General features: G+C 60.2%; 16 protein-coding genes. 8 read left to right on the forward strand and 8 right to left on the reverse strand.

Annotation, left to right across the window (positions count from 1 at the left end; genetic code table 11):
* Positions 1-19: 19 nt before the first annotated feature.
* From MJP36_RS06685 to dksA, 4 genes are all read right to left on the reverse strand, one after another.
* Complete coding sequence (locus tag MJP36_RS06685) at positions 20-2,974, reverse strand: sensor histidine kinase (protein WP_161548368.1); 2,955 nt, start codon at positions 2,972-2,974, stop codon at positions 20-22.
* Entirely contained in the window at positions 2,958-3,134 is a 177-nt protein-coding gene (locus MJP36_RS06690) for a hypothetical protein (RefSeq protein WP_003176118.1), read from the reverse strand. Before MJP36_RS06690 ends, MJP36_RS06685 begins: the two co-directional genes overlap by 17 nt.
* 62 nt (positions 3,135-3,196) lie before the next feature.
* Entirely contained in the window at positions 3,197-4,084 is an 888-nt protein-coding gene (gene gluQRS / locus MJP36_RS06695) for a tRNA glutamyl-Q(34) synthetase GluQRS (protein ID WP_104995992.1), read from the reverse strand.
* A gap of 83 nt (positions 4,085-4,167) precedes the next feature.
* On the reverse strand, positions 4,168-4,611 hold the full coding sequence (gene dksA / locus MJP36_RS06700) for an RNA polymerase-binding protein DksA (RefSeq protein WP_060752245.1): 444 nt from the start codon (positions 4,609-4,611) through the stop codon (positions 4,168-4,170).
* A gap of 318 nt (positions 4,612-4,929) precedes the next feature.
* Here dksA and MJP36_RS06705 point away from each other — a divergent pair, with 318 nt between their 5' ends.
* Both MJP36_RS06705 and sfsA read left to right on the forward strand, forming a co-directional pair.
* Entirely contained in the window at positions 4,930-6,102 is a 1,173-nt protein-coding gene (locus MJP36_RS06705; RefSeq protein WP_090365805.1) for a pyridoxal phosphate-dependent aminotransferase, read from the forward strand.
* A complete protein-coding gene (sfsA, locus tag MJP36_RS06710; RefSeq protein ID WP_244385076.1) occupies positions 6,102-6,815 on the forward strand; it encodes a DNA/RNA nuclease SfsA in 714 nt (237 codons plus the stop codon). Before MJP36_RS06705 ends, sfsA begins: the two co-directional genes overlap by 1 nt.
* Here sfsA and MJP36_RS06715 read toward each other — a convergent pair.
* On the reverse strand, positions 6,812-7,129 hold the full coding sequence (locus MJP36_RS06715) for a Rieske (2Fe-2S) protein (protein WP_244385077.1): 318 nt from the start codon (positions 7,127-7,129) through the stop codon (positions 6,812-6,814). The genes sfsA and MJP36_RS06715 overlap by 4 nt on opposite strands.
* 156 nt (positions 7,130-7,285) lie before the next feature.
* On the opposite strand from MJP36_RS06715, the gene MJP36_RS06720 reads away from it, so the two are divergent.
* Genes MJP36_RS06720 through MJP36_RS06730 form a run of 3 tightly spaced genes read left to right on the forward strand, consistent with a single transcriptional unit; the run spans position 7,286 to position 9,965 of the window.
* Positions 7,286-8,164, forward strand: coding sequence for a heme/hemin ABC transporter substrate-binding protein (locus MJP36_RS06720; RefSeq protein WP_244385078.1), 879 nt, complete (start codon positions 7,286-7,288; stop codon positions 8,162-8,164).
* 44 nt (positions 8,165-8,208) lie between these two features.
* Positions 8,209-9,198, forward strand: coding sequence for a FecCD family ABC transporter permease (locus tag MJP36_RS06725; protein WP_425226339.1), 990 nt, complete (start codon positions 8,209-8,211; stop codon positions 9,196-9,198).
* Positions 9,198-9,965: a heme ABC transporter ATP-binding protein gene (locus MJP36_RS06730; RefSeq protein WP_244385080.1), complete on the forward strand. Its 768-nt coding sequence runs from the start codon at positions 9,198-9,200 to the stop codon at positions 9,963-9,965. The genes MJP36_RS06725 and MJP36_RS06730 overlap by 1 nt, the downstream gene beginning before the upstream one ends.
* Positions 9,966-10,221: 256 nt before the next feature.
* Here MJP36_RS06730 and MJP36_RS06735 read toward each other — a convergent pair whose 3' ends face one another.
* The 3 genes from MJP36_RS06735 to MJP36_RS06745 form a co-directional block, all read right to left on the reverse strand.
* Positions 10,222-10,494, reverse strand: a complete 273-nt coding sequence (locus tag MJP36_RS06735) for a TfoX/Sxy family protein (protein ID WP_010562703.1) — start codon at positions 10,492-10,494, stop codon at positions 10,222-10,224.
* A gap of 207 nt (positions 10,495-10,701) precedes the next feature.
* Positions 10,702-11,046 (reverse strand): pentapeptide repeat-containing protein, encoded by a 345-nt coding sequence (locus MJP36_RS06740; protein WP_104995986.1) that lies wholly within the window; start codon positions 11,044-11,046, stop codon positions 10,702-10,704.
* 93 nt (positions 11,047-11,139) lie between these two features.
* Positions 11,140-12,696, reverse strand: coding sequence for a bifunctional aminoglycoside phosphotransferase/ATP-binding protein (locus MJP36_RS06745; protein ID WP_244385081.1), 1,557 nt, complete (start codon positions 12,694-12,696; stop codon positions 11,140-11,142).
* Between the two features lie 118 nt (positions 12,697-12,814).
* Between MJP36_RS06745 and mrcB the strand changes: the two genes are divergently transcribed.
* Genes mrcB through MJP36_RS06760 form a run of 3 tightly spaced genes read left to right on the forward strand, consistent with a single transcriptional unit; the run spans position 12,815 to position 16,216 of the window.
* The gene (gene mrcB, locus MJP36_RS06750; RefSeq protein WP_104995984.1) at positions 12,815-15,139 is read left to right on the forward strand and encodes a penicillin-binding protein 1B; all 2,325 of its coding nucleotides are present in this window, start codon (positions 12,815-12,817) and stop codon (positions 15,137-15,139) included.
* Positions 15,140-15,155: 16 nt separating this feature from the next.
* Positions 15,156-15,887 carry a hypothetical protein gene (locus tag MJP36_RS06755; RefSeq protein ID WP_060752235.1) on the forward strand — a complete coding sequence of 244 codons (732 nt, stop codon included), beginning with the start codon at positions 15,156-15,158 and terminating at the stop codon, positions 15,885-15,887.
* Positions 15,887-16,216, forward strand: a complete 330-nt coding sequence (locus MJP36_RS06760) for a YqcC family protein (RefSeq protein ID WP_060752234.1) — start codon at positions 15,887-15,889, stop codon at positions 16,214-16,216. Before MJP36_RS06755 ends, MJP36_RS06760 begins: the two co-directional genes overlap by 1 nt.
* Positions 16,217-16,583: the final 367 nt, after the last annotated feature.

The raw sequence follows: 16,583 nt of genomic DNA on the forward strand, positions 1-16,583 counted from the left end.
TTCAATTCTCTCGACGGTCTCAGTTCACAGCGGACGTCGCTTCGACATGACGCGGCAAGGTCACCCGGATACGGGTGCCGCGTTGGCTTTCGGTGTCAGCCGGGCTGTCGATGGTGATTTGTCCATAATGCTCTTCAACGATGGAATAGACCAGTGCAAGGCCCAGACCGGTACCTTCACCTGGATCCTTGGTGGTGAAGAAAGGTTCGAACAATCGGTCCATGATGTTCTGTGGAATGCCGCTGCCTTCGTCTTCCACGATCAGATCGATCGTGTGCTCGAAAGCCTCGCTCTTGACACGTACCGCGCTGCCGGCCGGTGATGCGTCACGGGCGTTGGACAGCAGGTTGATCAACACCTGCGCCAAACGTTGGGAGTCGCCGTCGACCCAGTGATCCGGGTCGCACAGATTGAAAAACTGTACTTCGAAATTGCGCCGGTTCAAGGCCAGCAGCCCAATGGCATCCTGCGCCACTTCGGCCAGGCACACGGCTTCATCCTGGTTCTGATGCGCCCCTGAGTGGGCGAAACTCATCAGCGATTGCACGATGCGCGAAACACGTTTGGTCTGCTCAAGGATTTGCCCGCTGATCTCGGTGATCTCGCCGTCTTCTTCGCGTTCTTCGCGCAGGTTCTGCGCCAGGCAGGCGATACCGGTGATCGGGTTGCCGATTTCGTGGGCGACACCCGCCGCCAGTCGGCCGATGCTGGCCAGGCGCTCAGAGTGCACCAACTTGTCTTCGAGCATCTGGGTTTCGGTCAGGTCTTCCACCAGCAGCACCAGGCCGCTGTTGCCGGGGGCGAGCGGTTCGTCAATCGCCGCCTTGTGCAGGTTGAGCCAGCGGGTCTGGCCGTCGAGGGCCAGATGCTGCTTGTGCAAGTGTTCGTCGGGCAGGTTGATGAAGCCTTGCAGCAGTTCTTTCCACGGCTCGCCCAGGGTATTCAAGCGTGAACCCACTACTCGCTGGGCGGCGATGCCGGTGAGTTCTTCCATGGCTTTGTTCCACATCAGGATCTCTTGATCCTTGGCCAGGGAGCACACACCCATCGGCAGTTCCTGCAGCGTCTGGCGGTGGTAGCGGCGTAGCGCATCGAGTTCGGCGGCGAGGCCGGTAAGGCGTGAGTGGTAGTCCTCCAGCCGGCTCTCGATGAAGTGGATGTCTTCGGTGACGTAGTTTTCACCGCCGGCCTTGTAGGGCAAGAACGTTTCGACCATGTCCTGGGACACGCTCGGCCCCATGAGGCCGGAAAGGTTGGCTTCGATACGATCACGCAGGCGGCGCAGCGCATAAGGGCGGCGCTCGTCAAACGGCAGGTAGAGATCGCGCAATGCCTGTTCGACTTCTTTTTGTGCCGCCTTGGCACCCAGTGGCTTGGCCAGTTGCGTGGCGAACTCCTGGGGTGAGGCGGCGTGCAGCTCGCGGCGTTGCGGGCGACGTACGTTATCCACTGCGCAGGCTTCAGCGGCGCTGGTTTCTTCGGGGCTGGCGTTGGTGAACAGCGAGATCAGGGTGAACATCAGCACGTTGGCGGCCAGGGACGCGATCGCCGCCATGTGCCAACTGGTGTCATCCAGCACGTAAATCATGTTCAGCAACGGGATGTAGAAACCCTGGAGGTTGCCGACCAACGGCAACAACATGGTGACGATCCACACCAGGATGCCGGCCAGCAGCCCGGCGACAAAACCACGGCGATTGGCGGTTGGCCAGTACAGCACCGACAACACTCCCGGCAGGAACTGCAAGGTGGCGACGAACGCGACGATCCCGAGGTTGGCCAGGTCTTGGCCTGCGCCCAGCAGCAGGTAGAAACCATAGCCGGCCATGATGATGGCGACGATCAGTGCGCGGCGCGTCCATTTCAGCCAGCGGTAGATATTGCCTTCGGCAGGCGGCTGGTAGAGCGGCAGTACCAGATGGTTGAGCGCCATCCCCGACAGGGCCAGGGTGGTCACGATGATCAAGCCGCTGGCCGCCGATAAGCCGCCCACGTAGGCGAGTAGCGCCAGGGCCGGGTTATTCGCGGCGATACCGACGCCGAGGGTGAAGTATTCCGGGTTGGTGGTGGCTCCCAGCTTCAGGCCGGCCCACAGGATCAGCGGCACCGCCAGGCTCATCAGCAGCAGGAACAGCGGCAAGCCCCAACTGGCGCTGACCAGTGAGCGCGGGTTGAGGTTCTCGGTGAAGGTCATGTGGTACATGTGCGGCATTACGATCGCCGAGGCGAAGAACACCAGCAGCAGCGTGCGCCACGGACCTTCCTGCAAGGGGGTGTGCAGGGCGGCGAGGGCGGTCTGGTTTTGCAGCAGCCACAGCTCCAACTGTTGCGGGCCGTCGAACACGCCATACAGTGCGTAGAGGCCGACGCCACCGATGGCGATCAGCTTGATGACCGACTCGAAGGCTATCGCGAATACCAGGCCTTCGTGTTTTTCACGGGCGGCAATATGGCGCGAGCCGAAGAAAATCGTGAACAGGGTGATCAGCGCACAGAAGGCCAGGGCAACGCGATGCTGCACCGGCTCGCGGGTCAGGATGCTGATGGAGTCGGCCACCGCCTGGATCTGCAGGGCCAGCAAGGGCAGGACGCCAATCAACATGAATACGGTGGTCAGCGCGCCGGCCCAGGTGCTGCGAAAGCGAAAGGCAAACAGGTCTGCCAGGGACGACAACTGATAGGTGCGGGTGATTTTCAGGATCGGATACAGCAACACGGGCGCCAGCAGGAATGCGCCGGAGACCCCGAGGTAGCTGGAAAGGAAGCCATAACCGTACTGATAGGCCAGGCCCACGGTGCCGTAGAACGCCCAGGCACTGGCGTAGACGCCCAGGGACAAGGTGTAGGTCAGCGGATGGCGAATGATCGCCCGCGGAATCATTCCGCGCTCACTGATCCAGGCGACGCCGAACAACGCGGCCAGGTAGGCGGCGCTGATCAGCAGCATCTGGGTGAGGCTAAAGCTCATCGGCATCTTTTTGGCTCTGCAGGATGAAAGTCACGACGATCAGGATCAGCCACAGCAGATAAGGGCGGTACCAGGCGCCCGTGGCGTCGATCCACCAATCCATGATGGCGGGGGAAAACAGGTAGATCCCGACGACCAGCAGCAGGACCAATCGATAGATGTACATGTTGGCCTCTGTGTGAAAACGTGCGGCGATGGTAACGGATGGCTGGCAAGCTGCAAGCGCCTTCAGCTTAATTGCGCTTCCGCCAACGTGAGTGTGCGCGGGATCTTTGCGGCATCCCAGTGCGCAATGCCCCAATCGAGCAGCTCCCGTGGGCTGGCGTGGAGCAGTTCGTCGCCCGGTTGCTGGCCAAGGGCACGCAATGCTCTCAATAGCAACGGCGTGGCCTGGTCGGGTGCCAGCGGTGGAGAACGGTAGGATTTGCCCAGTTTGTTACCGTCCGGCTGGATGATCAGCGGCACGTGCAGATAGCGCGGCTGGCGCAGCCCCAACAACTCTTGCAGATACAGTTGGCGCGGTGTGGAGTCGAGCAGGTCGGCTCCGCGCACGATATCGGTCACCCCTTGCCAGGCATCGTCGAGCACCACGGCCAATTGGTAGGCATACAGGCCGTCTCGACGCCGGATGATGAAGTCGCCCACGTCGCGGCCCAGGTGTTGTCGGAATTCGCCTTGTACACGATCGGTAAAGTGGTACTCCAACTCTGGAACGCGCAAACGGATGGCGGCGTCCTGCTGATCGTGACCGGCATTGCGGCACAGGCCCGGGTAAATCCCGTTGTAGGTTTCCAGCTGTTTGCGTGAGCAGGTGCAGGCGTATGCCAAGCCGTGGCTGAACAGGTCATTCAGCACTTTGGCGTAGGCATCATGCCGCTCGCTTTGTCGGACCAGTTCGCCATCCCATTCAAAGCCGTAGCTTTCCAGGGCATGCAAAATGGCCGCCTGGGCGCCGGGTTCTTCACGCGGAGGGTCGAGATCTTCCATGCGCATCAGCCAGCGGCCATGGTTGGCGCGAGCATCGAGGTAGGAGGCGAGGGCTGCAACCAGCGAGCCAAAATGCAGGTGGCCGCTGGGCGTGGGGGCGAAGCGCCCGATATAGGTAGAGGCTGTCATGGGCCGGATACTACTGGAATTCGGTAAATCCCAGAAACCAAAATGGGGCGTTCGCACGCCCCATTCGTTCAGCTCGGCAGGAATTACTTGCCGACCTGTTTTTCCTTGATTTCAGCCAAGGTCTTGCAGTCTACGCAGAGGTCTGCGGTAGGACGAGCTTCCAGGCGGCGAATACCGATCTCGACGCCGCAGGATTCGCACCAGCCGTATTCCTCGTCTTCGATCAGTTGCAGGGTCTTGTCGATTTTCTTGATGAGCTTGCGTTCGCGATCACGGGCGCGCAACTCGAGGGCGAATTCCTCTTCCTGGCTGGCACGGTCGGCCGGGTCCGGGAAGTTGGCGGCTTCGTCCTTCATGTGGTCAACCGTACGGTCGACTTCCTGCATCAAGTCCTGCTTCCACTTCTTCAGGATATTGGAGAAGTGTTTGCGCATGGGCTCACCCATGTACTCCTCACCTTTTGTCTCGACATAAGGTGTGAAGCCGCTGAGGGCTGAGGATTGTTGTTGCTTTGCTTGGGTGGACATGAATAGACCGCCTCTCACTCTTCTAATCCATTGCGCAGGATTGCAACGTCACCGACACCTGCCGGCCCTGCGGCTGCAAGCGGGCGAACTTACCAGATAGATTCGGGGTGCGCCACTCCCGGTTGTCGAGGCCCATCGCACGGGGGCGTAAATAGCAGCGGCCCGTCGTGGCTGGGTATGAATCGTCTCGAATACTGATTTTAGTCGTTTTGCGCGTGTGTGCCCGCACCGTTCAAGTGGCCGAGCAGGCAATAGAACATGTTTTACGGCGTGGGTTCGGTAGAATCCGGATTTTGTCCTCACGGTTAAGGAAGGCTAATGGCTCAGCCCTATAGTGCGCGCAGTCGCGCCATCGAACCTTTTCATGTCATGGCGTTGCTGGCGCGCGCCAATGAGCTGCAGGCGGCGGGTCATGATGTGATCCATCTGGAAATCGGTGAGCCGGACTTCACCACGGCCGAGCCGATCATTCAGGCGGGGCAGGCGGCCTTGGCCAACGGCAAGACCCGCTATACCGCGGCTCGTGGGTTGCCTGAGCTGCGTGAGGCCATCAGCGGGTTCTATCGGCAGCGCTACGGGCTGGATGTCGATCCTGAGCGCATTCTGATTACGCCCGGTGGCTCCGGCGCCTTGTTATTGGCGAGCAGCCTGTTGGTGGACCCCGGCAAGCACTGGCTGCTGGCGGACCCCGGCTACCCCTGTAACCGGCATTTCCTGCGGTTGGTGGAGGGGGCTGCGCAGCTGGTGCCGGTAGGTCCGGAGGTGCGTTACCAATTGAATGCCGATCTGGTTGAGCGGTATTGGGATCACGACAGCGTCGGCGCGCTGGTGGCTTCGCCTGCCAACCCGACCGGTACGATTCTTACGCGTGACGAATTGGCCGGGTTGTCGAGGGCAATCAAGGCGCGCAAGGGCCACTTGGTCGTAGACGAGATCTATCACGGCCTCACCTACGGCACTGAGGCTGCCAGCGTACTGGAAGTCGACGATGATGCCTTTGTGCTCAATAGTTTTTCGAAGTACTTCGGTATGACCGGCTGGCGCCTGGGATGGCTGGTAGCGCCTCCCGCCGCTGTCGGGGAACTGGAGAAGCTGGCGCAAAACCTCTATATCAGCGCGCCAAGTATGGCCCAGCACGCGGCGCTGGCCTGCTTTACCCCACAAACCCTGGAGATTCTGGAGGCGCGCCGCGCTGAATTCGGTCGCCGTCGGGACTTTCTGCTGCCGGCATTGCGCGACTTGGGCTTCGGTATTGCCGTAGAACCTGAGGGCGCTTTCTATTTGTATGCCGATATCAGCGCGTTCGGCGGTGATGCCTTCGCGTTCTGTCGCCACTTCCTCGAAACCGAACATGTCGCTTTTACACCGGGGCTGGATTTCGGCCGCCATCAAGCCGGTCACCATGTGCGTTTTGCCTACACGCAAAACCTTGAACGGCTAGAAGAGGCTGTGGAGCGCATTGCTCGCGGCTTGCAGAGTTGGCAAGGCTGATGCGCTTTCATCCTCCTCTGGAACAAGGGCGGCTGATTCGCCGTTACAAGCGTTTTCTCACCGATATCGAAACGGATGCCGGCGAGTTGCTGACTATTCACTGTCCGAACACCGGCTCGATGCTCAATTGCATGCTAGAGGGTGGGCAGGTCTGGTTCAGCCGTTCCGATGACCCAAAGCGCAAGCTGCCAGGCACCTGGGAAATCGCCGAAACGCCTCAGGGCCGATTGGCATGCATCAACACGGCGCGCGCCAATCAGCTGGTCGAAGAAGCGTTGCGTGCTGGGGTAATCACTGAGCTCAACGGCTTTACCGCGCTGAAGCGCGAGGTGCCTTACGGGCAGGAGAAAAGCCGTATCGACTTTCGCCTGGAATATCCCCAGGGCGCAGCTTATGTGGAGGTGAAAAGCGTGACGCTGGGGTTTGACGGCTCTTCCGTGGCGGCCTTTCCTGATGCCGTGACCCAGCGCGGTGCCAAGCATTTGCGTGAGCTGGCGCACTTGGCGCGTGAAGGTGTGCGGGCGGTGCAGTTGTACTGCGTGTGTCTATCGGGGGTTGATGCGGTGCGGCCGGCGGTGGAGATTGATGCCGGTTATGCCGCTGCGCTGCGTGAGGCCAAGGCCGCCGGCGTTGAGGTGTTGGCCTATGGCGTGCGGGTGACGCCTGAGGAAATGTACGTCGACCGTCGGTTGGAGGTGCTGCTGGGCGACTAGAGTTCAACCCATAAGCCTTGTTCGTCTTCGCGGCCGAGCAGGGGGGTGAGGCTTTCGCCTGCACAAGGGCCGGCGATGCACTCGCCGCTTTCAACCAGAAACAGCGCGCCGTGGGTGGCGCATTGGATCAGGCTGGCGCTGGAGTCCAGGAACTGGTTGGGTTGCCACTCCAGTGGAATGCCGCGATGGGGGCAACGGTTGATATAGAAGTAGGCAATGCCGTCCCGGCGCACGGCCAATAGCTTGCGACCGTCGATATCAAAGCCGCGGCTGCTGTTGGGCGCGAGGGTTTCGGAGGGGCAGAGAAACTTCATTTCAATCCTTAAGTGCCTTGACGTTCAAATGCAAACAATTATCAAATGCCCGCTTCGCCCGTCGGCTGACCGGGTGCTTCATACGATGTAAGGCGGGTGTTATCTGTCACATCGATGTGCGCTTGAGTGGCCCTGCCCTTGGAAGGAAACCCTGTTATGCGCTTGAGTACCAGCGTTTTTGCGCTTGTTGTCTCACTGCTGGTCAACCACGGGGCACAAGCCTCTGAACAGCCACAACGTTGGGTCAGTGCCGGTGGGGCGTTGTCGGAATGGGTGACGGCCCTGGGTGCTGAGTCGAAGTTAGTGGGGGTCGACACGACCAGCCAGCACCCGGAGTCGCTCAAGGCGTTGCCGAGTATTGGTTACCAGCGGCAGCTGTCGGCTGAAGGCATTCTCAGCCTGCGCCCGCAGATCCTCGTCGGTACCGAGGAGATGGGGCCGCCGCCGGTGCTGGCGCAGATTCGTGACGCCGGTGTGCGGGTGGAAATGTTCTCGGCCCAGCCGGATTTGCCAACCTTGAAAGGCAACCTGCAGCACTTGGGCAAATTGCTGGGCAGTGAAGCCAAGGCCAGCGAGCTGTTTACCGAGTATGAGCAGGCTCTTGAGCAGCAGAAGCATTGGGTCGCCAAGGCGCAGGCTACGCAAAAGGCACCGGGTGTGCTGTTGTTGCTGGGCCACGCGGGTGGCAAGCCGCTGATTGCGGGTAAAGACACTGCCGCCGACTGGATATTGCAGCAGGCAGGCGGCCATAACCTGGCGACTCACACCGGTTACAAACCGTTTTCGGTCGAATCGCTGGCGGGGCTGAGCCCTGACGTGTTGGTGTTTGCCGACCGAGCTTTGACCGGCGATGCAGCGCGTGCGGCTCTGTTCAAAGAGAACCCGATCCTGGCTTCAACCCCGGCGGCCAAGCAGGCGCGAGCGTTTGAGTTGGACCCGACCCTGCTGGTCGGCGGCCTTGGGCCTCGCCTGCCAAAAAGTTTGGTTGAGCTGTCTGCCGGGTTCTATCCCTCCCAGGCCAAGCCTGCCCCATGACCACACTGGTAAAGCCGAAGACACTGTTTATCGGGTTGTCGCTGATGTGTGTATTCGCGACTTGGCTTTCATTGGCGCTGGGGCCCGTCAGTCTGCCTTTGCTGGATACGCTCAAGGCCGCTTTGCGCTTGATGGGGTTGCCGATTGATGCGCAAGGCCTGGAGCAGGCCGAATTGATCTTGGGACAAATCCGTCTTCCGCGCACGTTGCTGGGTTTGTCGGTGGGCGGCGTGCTGGCGCTGTCGGGCGTGGCGATGCAAGGCCTGTTTCGCAACCCGTTGGCTGATCCCGGGTTAGTGGGGGTGTCTAGTGGCGCAGCGCTGGGGGCAGCGATCGCGATTGTCGGTGGTTCGTTTTTTGGCGGGTTACCGGACGCGTTCGGGCCCTATTTGTTGTCGCTGTGTGCATTTCTTGGCGGCTTGGGGGTTACCGCGCTGGTATATCGATTGGGGCGCCGTAATGGCCAGACCCATGTCGCGACGATGTTGCTGGCCGGCATTGCTCTTACGGCTCTCGGCAGTTCGGCTGTGGGCCTGTTCACCTATCTGGCAGATGACGCTACGTTGCGTACCCTGACTTTCTGGAACCTGGGCAGCCTCAATGGCGCCAGTTATTCGCGGTTATGGCCATTGCTGCTGGTGAGCGCGGGTGTGGCGCTTTGGTTGCCGCGCCGGGCCAAGGCGTTGAATGCACTGTTATTGGGTGAGTCCGAGGCCAATCACTTGGGCATCGATGTCGAAAGGCTCAAGCGCGAATTGGTGTTCTGCACCGCGCTGGGTGTGGGCGCTGCGGTAGCGGCGGCGGGGATGATCGGTTTTGTCGGCCTGGTAGTGCCGCATCTGGTGCGGTTGCTGGCGGGCCCGGACTATCGGGTGTTGTTGCCGGCCTCGGTACTGGCAGGCGCAAGTTTGCTGCTGTTTGCGGACTTGGTGGCGCGCCTGGCGCTGGCACCTGCAGAGCTGCCGATCGGCATCGTGACCGCGTTCATTGGCGCACCGTTCTTTTTATATCTGTTGTTGCGGGGGCGCGCCTGATGCTACGTGTGGAAGGGCTGCAGATTCGGCGCGGGCGCAAGGTGGTGCTGACGGATATCACGCTGGATCTGTTGTCGGGCGAAGTGCTCGGTGTGCTGGGGCCCAACGGCGCCGGTAAAAGTACCTTGCTCGGTGCGTTGTGCGGGGAGCTGCATCCGGACCAAGGCAGCGTCTGGCTGGCTGAGCAGGCGTTGACGCATTGGAGTGGCCCGCATCGTGCGCAGCGTTTGGCGGTGTTGCCGCAAACGTCGACCCTGGACTTCGCTTTTCGTGTCGAAGAGGTCGTGGGCATGGGCCGCTTGCCCCATCAGACCGGACGGGTACGCGATGATGAAATCATCGCCGCAGCCTTGCACGCGGCGGACGCCGGGCATTTGAGTGGTCGCAGCTATTTGGCGTTGTCCGGCGGCGAGCGTCAACGTGTGCACTTGGCACGGGTGCTGGCGCAGTTATGGCCGGGCGAAGCGGGTCAAACCTTGCTGCTGGATGAGCCGACATCGATGCTGGACCCTCTGCATCAACACACGACGCTGCAGGCCATCCGCCGCTTTGCCGATCGAGGGGCGGCCGTATTGGTGATTCTGCACGATCTGAACCTGGCGGCTCGCTACTGCGATCGTATCCTGTTGCTGGAAAACGGCTGCCCACAGGCCTTGGACACGCCATCAAACGTGTTGCGGCCGGAATTGCTCAAGGCTGTGTTTGGCTTGGATGTGCTGGTTCAGCCGCATCCGGAGCTTGGGCATCCGTTGATAATTGCGCGCTGAAAGCAGCTTCTCACAGGCGGCTTTTATCAGGCAAAAAAAGACCCGGCAAGAGCCGGGTCAAATAACCGTGATTAGCCTGATGAGGAGATAATCTGAGAGTCCGAACCAAGGGTCTTTCAGTTATCGGCTGATCTCGCGACCAGTTGTGATAATCATAACGATTCTCATTTGTGAGTCAACAGTTGTTTTGGCTGCCTATCGAATTTTCTCAAACAGCTGTTTGGAACGCTTGTAAACCTTGGGGTTTGTGGCCGATCTAATTTTTCTGGCGCGCTGAAATCGCATCCAACTGACGGTTCAACGCTTCCTTGCGCTCCGCGGGGATGTCGTTCCAGTGCACATCCATCAATGCACCTTCGATTGCATACAGCAGTACTTTCGAGGCCCGGAAGCCACGAGTCCGCACGGCGCGGTAGGCATCAACCGCTCCCAGGCGGCGCAAATCCGACGCACTGTGGATACCCACTGCATGCAGCCATTGCGCGGAGGTCTTGCCGAGGTTTTTCAGGTGTTGCAGCTCATCGTTCATCAAGCCTCCTTGCGACGGCCGAATGGTGCGGTGGGTATCGTGACCAGGCAAGCCTGAAAGGAGTGTAGCGCTCAGTAGGAAAAGCGTAGTTCATTGGGCAGAAACGGCTGAAAAGCTATAAGAGTGACGAACACGCTTCAGCCACAAGCAGGCGAGGACTACCGGCGCGCTTGAGGGCGTGCCGGGGGGGGAAGGGGGCAGGCGCTGTTACTTGGTGCGGTAGCGCAGCCGGGTGCCGAAGTTGACGGACATCAGGATTTCATCAGCGGTCAATTCGGCTGGAAAGTAGGTGCCGGAGATCTGCGCATGCGCCAGGCTGGCGCCTTCCAGCGAGCAGTCGCGTAGATCCAGGCCGCGCAGGTCGGCCGAGCGGAAATAGGCATCGGTGAAGTCCACGCCGGTGGCGTTCAGGTCGCGCAGGTCCAGCCCTCGGAAGTCGCCACCGCGCAGGTTGATGACACCCTCTTTGGGGCGCTCCTGGTTAAAGCCGCGGATATCGTCTTTATGCAGGAGAGCGAAGAGCGGAGTATCAAGAAGCTTGGGCTGACTCATGATGGCGACTCCGATTGGATTTATAATGCCATTATAGTGCCACTATTTCTTGGCCGTGCACCGTAGGTCGGTGACACGACCAAGAAATATTTCTTACAGGCCGGGCAGACGCTGGCGAATGTGCGCCACGAGTGCGTCAAGCGTTCCGCTCTCATTGGTTTCTACGCGTTTGCTCAGGAGCAGTTCTTCGGCAGTCAGCGGTTCGCGGTGGGCTTGCTGTTCGTCAATAACGCTGAGTGTTGCGTCAGACGGGTCGTTTTTATCTGCCTGACGTTGCGCCAACCAGTTGGCGATAACGGCTTGTGGTGCATTGCAGTCCAGAATCAGGAAAGGCGCGCCCGTGGCTTCGGCTATCTTGGCGGCTGCGTCACGCTGTTCTCGCTTCAGGAAAGTGGCATCGAGCACCACCGGGAAGCCCGCGCGCAATATAGTGTTGGCGATTTCGTTCAGGCGCGCGTAAGTCGCAGCACTGGCGTCCTGGCTATAGATCCCGGCCTGCGGCGTGTTTTCAATCTGCTGCTCACCAAACAGGCGCTTGCGCTCGACGTCCGAACGCAGGCGCACGGCACCCAGGGCTTCAACAAGACGCATGGCGACGTGGCTTTTGCCGACGGCCGAAACGCCATGGGTAATTGCCAGGAAGCGCGACGGAATAGTGCTGTAGCTTTCCGCCAGGTTGGCGTAGTTACGGTACTGGCGCAGGGTGGTAGCGCGTTGCACCGGGTCGGCTTCGCTCGGCATGCTGAACAGCGCAACCTTGGCGCGTACCAGGGCCCGGTAGGCTTTGTAGAAGTTCAGGACTTCAAGGCCCTGATAATCGCCGGTCAATTCCAGATACTGGCTGATAAAACGTCGGGCCAGGGATTTGAGACCGCGGTCTTCCAGGTCCATGGCCAGGAAGCCGGTGTCGGCGTACACATCGGTGAAGCGGAACGGTTCATTGAATTCGATGCAGTCGAAGATCACCACGTTGCCATCGATCAAGGTGGCGTTGCCCAGGTGGATGTCACCGTGGCATTCGCGGGTGAAGCCATCAAGCTTGCGTTGTGCCAGCAATGGTTTGAGGCGTTCGAAGCTGCTTTCGGCCCAGGCTTGCAGCGCTTGCAGTTGAACCAGGTCGGCCTTGTCACTGAGGAACGGGCGGATCTGTTCGAAGTTTTGGCGTACCGGTGCCATTACCTCATCCGGGGTGCCGGCAGGGTGGTCTTGCGGCACCTTTGGCGCGTTGAGGTGGAAGTGCGCGATTTGCCGGGCCATTTCATCGATGTGCGCGCTGGTCAGCTCGCCGTTCGCCTGCAACGTGCTGAGCATCTGGCTTTGCGGGAATTGGCGCATTTTCAGCGCGTATTCGATCACCGGGCCGTCGCCGCCGATTTGCGGGGCGTCAGCGGTACCGGTGATAGGCAACACTTCAAGATACAAATCTTTGGTCAGACGCTGGTTGAGGCGCAGTTCTTCACGACAGAAGTGGCCGCGATCAGCCAGGTTGGTGAAATCCAGAAAACCGAAGTTCATCGGTTTCTTCAGCTTATAAGCATAAGCGCCGGTCAGTATCACCCAGGAAATATGGGTCTCGATGACTTGAAACGCTTCAACCGGGTGAGGGTATAAAGCCGGGTTTTGCAGGGCAGCGATCAGGGACTGGCTCACGGGCGATCCTTCAAAGTCTGGGAGAAATCATGGCAGGCATTATGGCGGCTACAGCCGGTCGTGCAAACCGCTGTCCGGCTCATGTTGATCATCAATAAAGTGCGTATAATCCGCCGCCATGACTCGAACCCGATCTCCCCGTTCCCGTAAAAAACCTCCTTCCCGCGGCCTGCGTCCCTGGTTGGGCTGGGCGCTCAAGCTCAGCCTGGTAGGCCTTGTGGTGCTTGCCGGCTTCGCGGTGTACCTCGACGCTGTGGTTCAGGAGAAGTTCTCCGGCAAGCGCTGGACCATCCCGGCCAAGGTATACGCTCGCCCGCTGGAGTTGTTCACCGGCCAGAAGCTGAGCAAGGATGACTTCCTCACTGAGCTCGATGCGCTGGGCTATCGTCGCGAACCCGTAAGCAATGGCCCGGGTGCGGCTGCCGTCAGTGGCAATACCGTCGACTTGAATACCCGTGGCTTCCAGTTCTATGAGGGCCTGGAAAAAGCCCAGCCGGTGCGCGTGCGCTTCTCCGGCGATTATGTGGCCGAGCTTTCGTCGCTCAATGGCTCGAAACTGCCTGTAGTCCGCCTGGAACCGCTGTTGATCGGCGGTATTTACCCGAAAAACCTTGAAGATCGCATCCTGATCAAGCTCGATCAGGTGCCACCGTATCTGCTGGAAACCCTGGTTGCGGTAGAAGACCGCGACTTCTACAGCCACTGGGGCGTGTCGCCCAAGTCGATTGCCCGTGCCATCTGGGTCAACACGTCCGGCGGCAAGATGACTCAGGGCGGCAGTACGCTCACGCAACAATTGGTCAAGAACTTCTACCTGACCAACGAGCGCAGCCTGACCCGCAAACTCACCGAAGCCATGATGGCGATGTTGCTGGAGCTGCACTACAGCAAGCAGGAAATCCTTGAGGCGTACCTCAACGAAGTATTCGTCGGCCAGGATGGCCAGCGTGCTGTGCACGGGTTTGGCTTGGCCAGCCAGTTCTTCTTTGGCCAGCCGTTGTCCGAATTGAAGCTGCATCAAGTCGCGTTGCTGGTGGGGATGGTCAAAGGGCCTTCCTATTACAACCCGCGTCGTAACCCGGAGCGCGCCCTTGAGCGCCGCAACCTGGTGCTCGATGTGTTGGAACAGCAGGGCGTCGCTACCGCCGAGCAGGTGGCTGCGGCGAAGAAAATGCCACTGGGTGTGACTACTCGCGGCAAGCTTGCCGACAGTTCCTTCCCAGGCTTTATCGACCTGGTCAAACGCCAATTGCGTGAAGACTACCGCGACGAAGACTTGACCGAAGAAGGCTTGCGGATTTTCACCAGTTTCGACCCGATTCTGCAGATGAAGGCCGAAGCGTCCGTCAATGACACCTTCAAGCGCCTGACCGGTCGCAAGGGCTCGGATGAAGTGGAAGCGGCCATGGTTGTGACCAACCCGGAAACCGGTGAAGTCCAGGCCATGATCGGCAGTCGCCAAGCCAGTTTCGCCGGTTTCAACCGTGCGCTGGATGCCGTGCGGCCGATCGGTTCGCTGGTCAAGCCTGCGGTCTACCTGACGGCCTTGGAGAAACCAAGCAAATACACCCTGACCAGTTGGCTGTCGGATGAACCGCTGTCGGTCAAGGGTGCCGATGGCCAGGTATGGACGCCGCAGAACTTCGATCGCCGCTCCCACGGCACGGTGTTCCTGTATCAAGGCCTGGCGCATTCCTACAACATTTCCACCTCGCGCCTCGGGCTTGAAGTGGGCGTGCCGAACGTGCTGAAAACCTTGGGGCGCCTGGGCATCAACCGTGAGTTCCCGGCGTTCCCATCGATGCTGCTGGGCGCCGGTGCGATGACCCCGATGGAAGTGGCCACGATGTACCAGACCCTCGCCAACGGGGGGTTCAATACGCCGATGCGCGGCATTCGCAGCGTACTGACCGCCGACGGTGAGCCGCTCAAACGTTATCCGTTCCAGATCCAGCAGCGTTTCGACGCGGGCTCCATCTACCTGATTCAGAACGCCATGCAGCGCGTAATGCGTGAAGGTACGGGGCGCTCGGTCTATAGCGTGTTGCCGTCCAACCTGACGCTGGCGGGCAAGACCGGCACCAGTAACGACTCTCGCGACAGCTGGTTCGCTGGCTTCGGCCAGGATGTGCTGGCGGTGGTGTGGCTGGGCCGAGATGACAACGGCAAAACGCCGTTCACCGGTGCCACTGGTGCATTGCAGGTCTGGACCAGTTTCATGCGCAAGGCCGACCCGCTGCCGTTGAACATGCCGCAGCCGGACAATATCGTGCAGGCATGGATTGATCCGCACACCGGCCAGGGTTCCGATGCCAACTGTCCGGGTGCGGTACAGATGCCGTATATTCGCGGCAGCGAGCCACCACCTGGCGCCGCGTGCGGTGGCAGTGCGCCTGCTGATGCGGAGTCGGTGATGGATTGGGTCAAGGGCTGGATGAATTAAGCAAAGAGGGTTTCAAGTGAACAAGTGGTGGATTCCAGCTATTACAGCTCTGGCTTTGCTCAACGGTTGCTCCAGTGTGCAACGTGGCTCCATTCCCGTAGTGGATTCGAGCACGACCGTTTCCAATAACGACCGGATTTCGGCCAACGGCGGTTTCCGCCAGACTGTCGTCAAGCGTCCTGCCCAGGCCCCTCAAGCCGTGCCGCAGGATTCGGGCGTGGTCGTCATGGTGCCGGGTGCCGGAGCCGCTACCTCGGCGCCGATCAGTGCCGAGCCGTGGACGCCAGGGCCGAGCACTTCGGGCCCAGTGGATTCGACGCCGATCCAGGCCGCACCGATCAACCAGGGCACCTACAACATGCCGCCTTCGACGCCGAGCGGCATTCCATCGTCGAATGCCGGCGGCCTGTCGGCTGACGAGCAACTGGACGGGCCGGTATTGGCTTTGCTGACCACCGCCCAGCAACAGCAGGCCGGTGGTGACCTGAACGGCGCATCGTCGAGCCTTGAGCGTGCCCAACGTGTTGCACCTCGCGAGCCGCAAGTGCTGTATCGACTCGCCCAGGTGCGTTTGGCCCAGGGGGATGCACCGCAAGCCGAACAGTTCGCACGTCGCGGCCTGACTCTGGCCAACGGTCGCCCTGACCTGCAGGCCAACTTGTGGGCTTTGATTGGTGATGCGCGTGCGGCGCAAGGTGATGCCGCCGGTGCCGCCCAAGCGCGGCAGAAAGCCAAGGTCAGCCTCTGATGGATGCACGTTTTCCCGCGATTGCCGAACAGCTGCTGCTGATTGAGCGCGAGTTGCGTGTGCAGGGCTGGTGGGACGAAGTGCCCCCCAGCGCCGAGGCGCTTGGCAGCACGGAGCCCTTTTCGGTCGATACCCTGGATTTTCATCAGTGGCTGCAATGGATCTTCCTGGTGCGCATGAAGCAGATTCTCGAGCAGGATCTGCCGCTGCCCAACGCGTCGGGAATCCTGGAGATGGCCGAGATGGTCTACGCCGATCGGCCGTCGGAGAGCCTTGGCTTGCGTGATGCGCTGAAAAAGTTCGACCAACTGATCGTCGACGCTCGTTAATTGCCTGACTGCCGGTTTTTCCGGCAGTCTTGCGCATATTTCTACCGCTTGACGACATTCAGGCGAGTTTTATCCCTCCTCAAACCCCTTTCTTCTACGTTCTCGTGCGCTTAGTTGGAAAAAAGCGCAATTATTGCTTGACTTGAAGGGGCTGAAACAGAAGAATCCAAAGTCCGCTGTATCGGGACTGCCAGAAGCAGGCCCGCTCGGCAGATCATGAGGCGCATATCCGCGCCGACCTGTAACACCCGCAACGCGTTACCTCGCGCTGGGTGGGAAAAGCCCGCAACACTTGGGACGATCCCAATACTTGCTCAGTCAGTGCTGACGTAGTCGGCGACCACCGTCGCTCATGCTCTGTTGAGAA

Source organism: Pseudomonas palleroniana (assembly GCF_022836895.1).
In the GTDB taxonomy this organism is placed as follows: Bacteria; Pseudomonadota; Gammaproteobacteria; order Pseudomonadales; family Pseudomonadaceae; genus Aquipseudomonas; species Aquipseudomonas palleroniana.

Excerpts from the sequence above, each read along its gene's own strand:
- MJP36_RS06720 (WP_244385078.1), top strand. The coding sequence starts at position 7,286 with ATGCGCTTGAGTACCAGCGTTTTTGCGCTTGTTGTCTCACTGCTGGTC.
- MJP36_RS06725 (WP_425226339.1), top strand. The coding sequence starts at position 8,209 with ATGTGTGTATTCGCGACTTGGCTTTCATTGGCGCTGGGGCCCGTCAGT.
- dksA (WP_060752245.1), bottom strand. The coding sequence starts at position 4,611 with ATGTCCACCCAAGCAAAGCAACAACAATCCTCAGCCCTCAGCGGCTTC.
- mrcB (WP_104995984.1), top strand. The coding sequence starts at position 12,815 with ATGACTCGAACCCGATCTCCCCGTTCCCGTAAAAAACCTCCTTCCCGC.
- MJP36_RS06690 (WP_003176118.1), bottom strand. The coding sequence starts at position 3,134 with ATGTACATCTATCGATTGGTCCTGCTGCTGGTCGTCGGGATCTACCTG.
- MJP36_RS06740 (WP_104995986.1), bottom strand. The coding sequence starts at position 11,046 with ATGAGTCAGCCCAAGCTTCTTGATACTCCGCTCTTCGCTCTCCTGCAT.
- MJP36_RS06730 (WP_244385080.1), top strand. The coding sequence starts at position 9,198 with ATGCTACGTGTGGAAGGGCTGCAGATTCGGCGCGGGCGCAAGGTGGTG.
- MJP36_RS06760 (WP_060752234.1), top strand. The coding sequence starts at position 15,887 with ATGGATGCACGTTTTCCCGCGATTGCCGAACAGCTGCTGCTGATTGAG.
- gluQRS (WP_104995992.1), bottom strand. The coding sequence starts at position 4,084 with ATGACAGCCTCTACCTATATCGGGCGCTTCGCCCCCACGCCCAGCGGC.
- sfsA (WP_244385076.1), top strand. The coding sequence starts at position 6,102 with ATGCGCTTTCATCCTCCTCTGGAACAAGGGCGGCTGATTCGCCGTTAC.
- MJP36_RS06685 (WP_161548368.1), bottom strand. The coding sequence starts at position 2,974 with ATGCCGATGAGCTTTAGCCTCACCCAGATGCTGCTGATCAGCGCCGCC.
- MJP36_RS06705 (WP_090365805.1), top strand. The coding sequence starts at position 4,930 with ATGGCTCAGCCCTATAGTGCGCGCAGTCGCGCCATCGAACCTTTTCAT.
- MJP36_RS06735 (WP_010562703.1), bottom strand. The coding sequence starts at position 10,494 with ATGAACGATGAGCTGCAACACCTGAAAAACCTCGGCAAGACCTCCGCG.
- MJP36_RS06715 (WP_244385077.1), bottom strand. The coding sequence starts at position 7,129 with ATGAAGTTTCTCTGCCCCTCCGAAACCCTCGCGCCCAACAGCAGCCGC.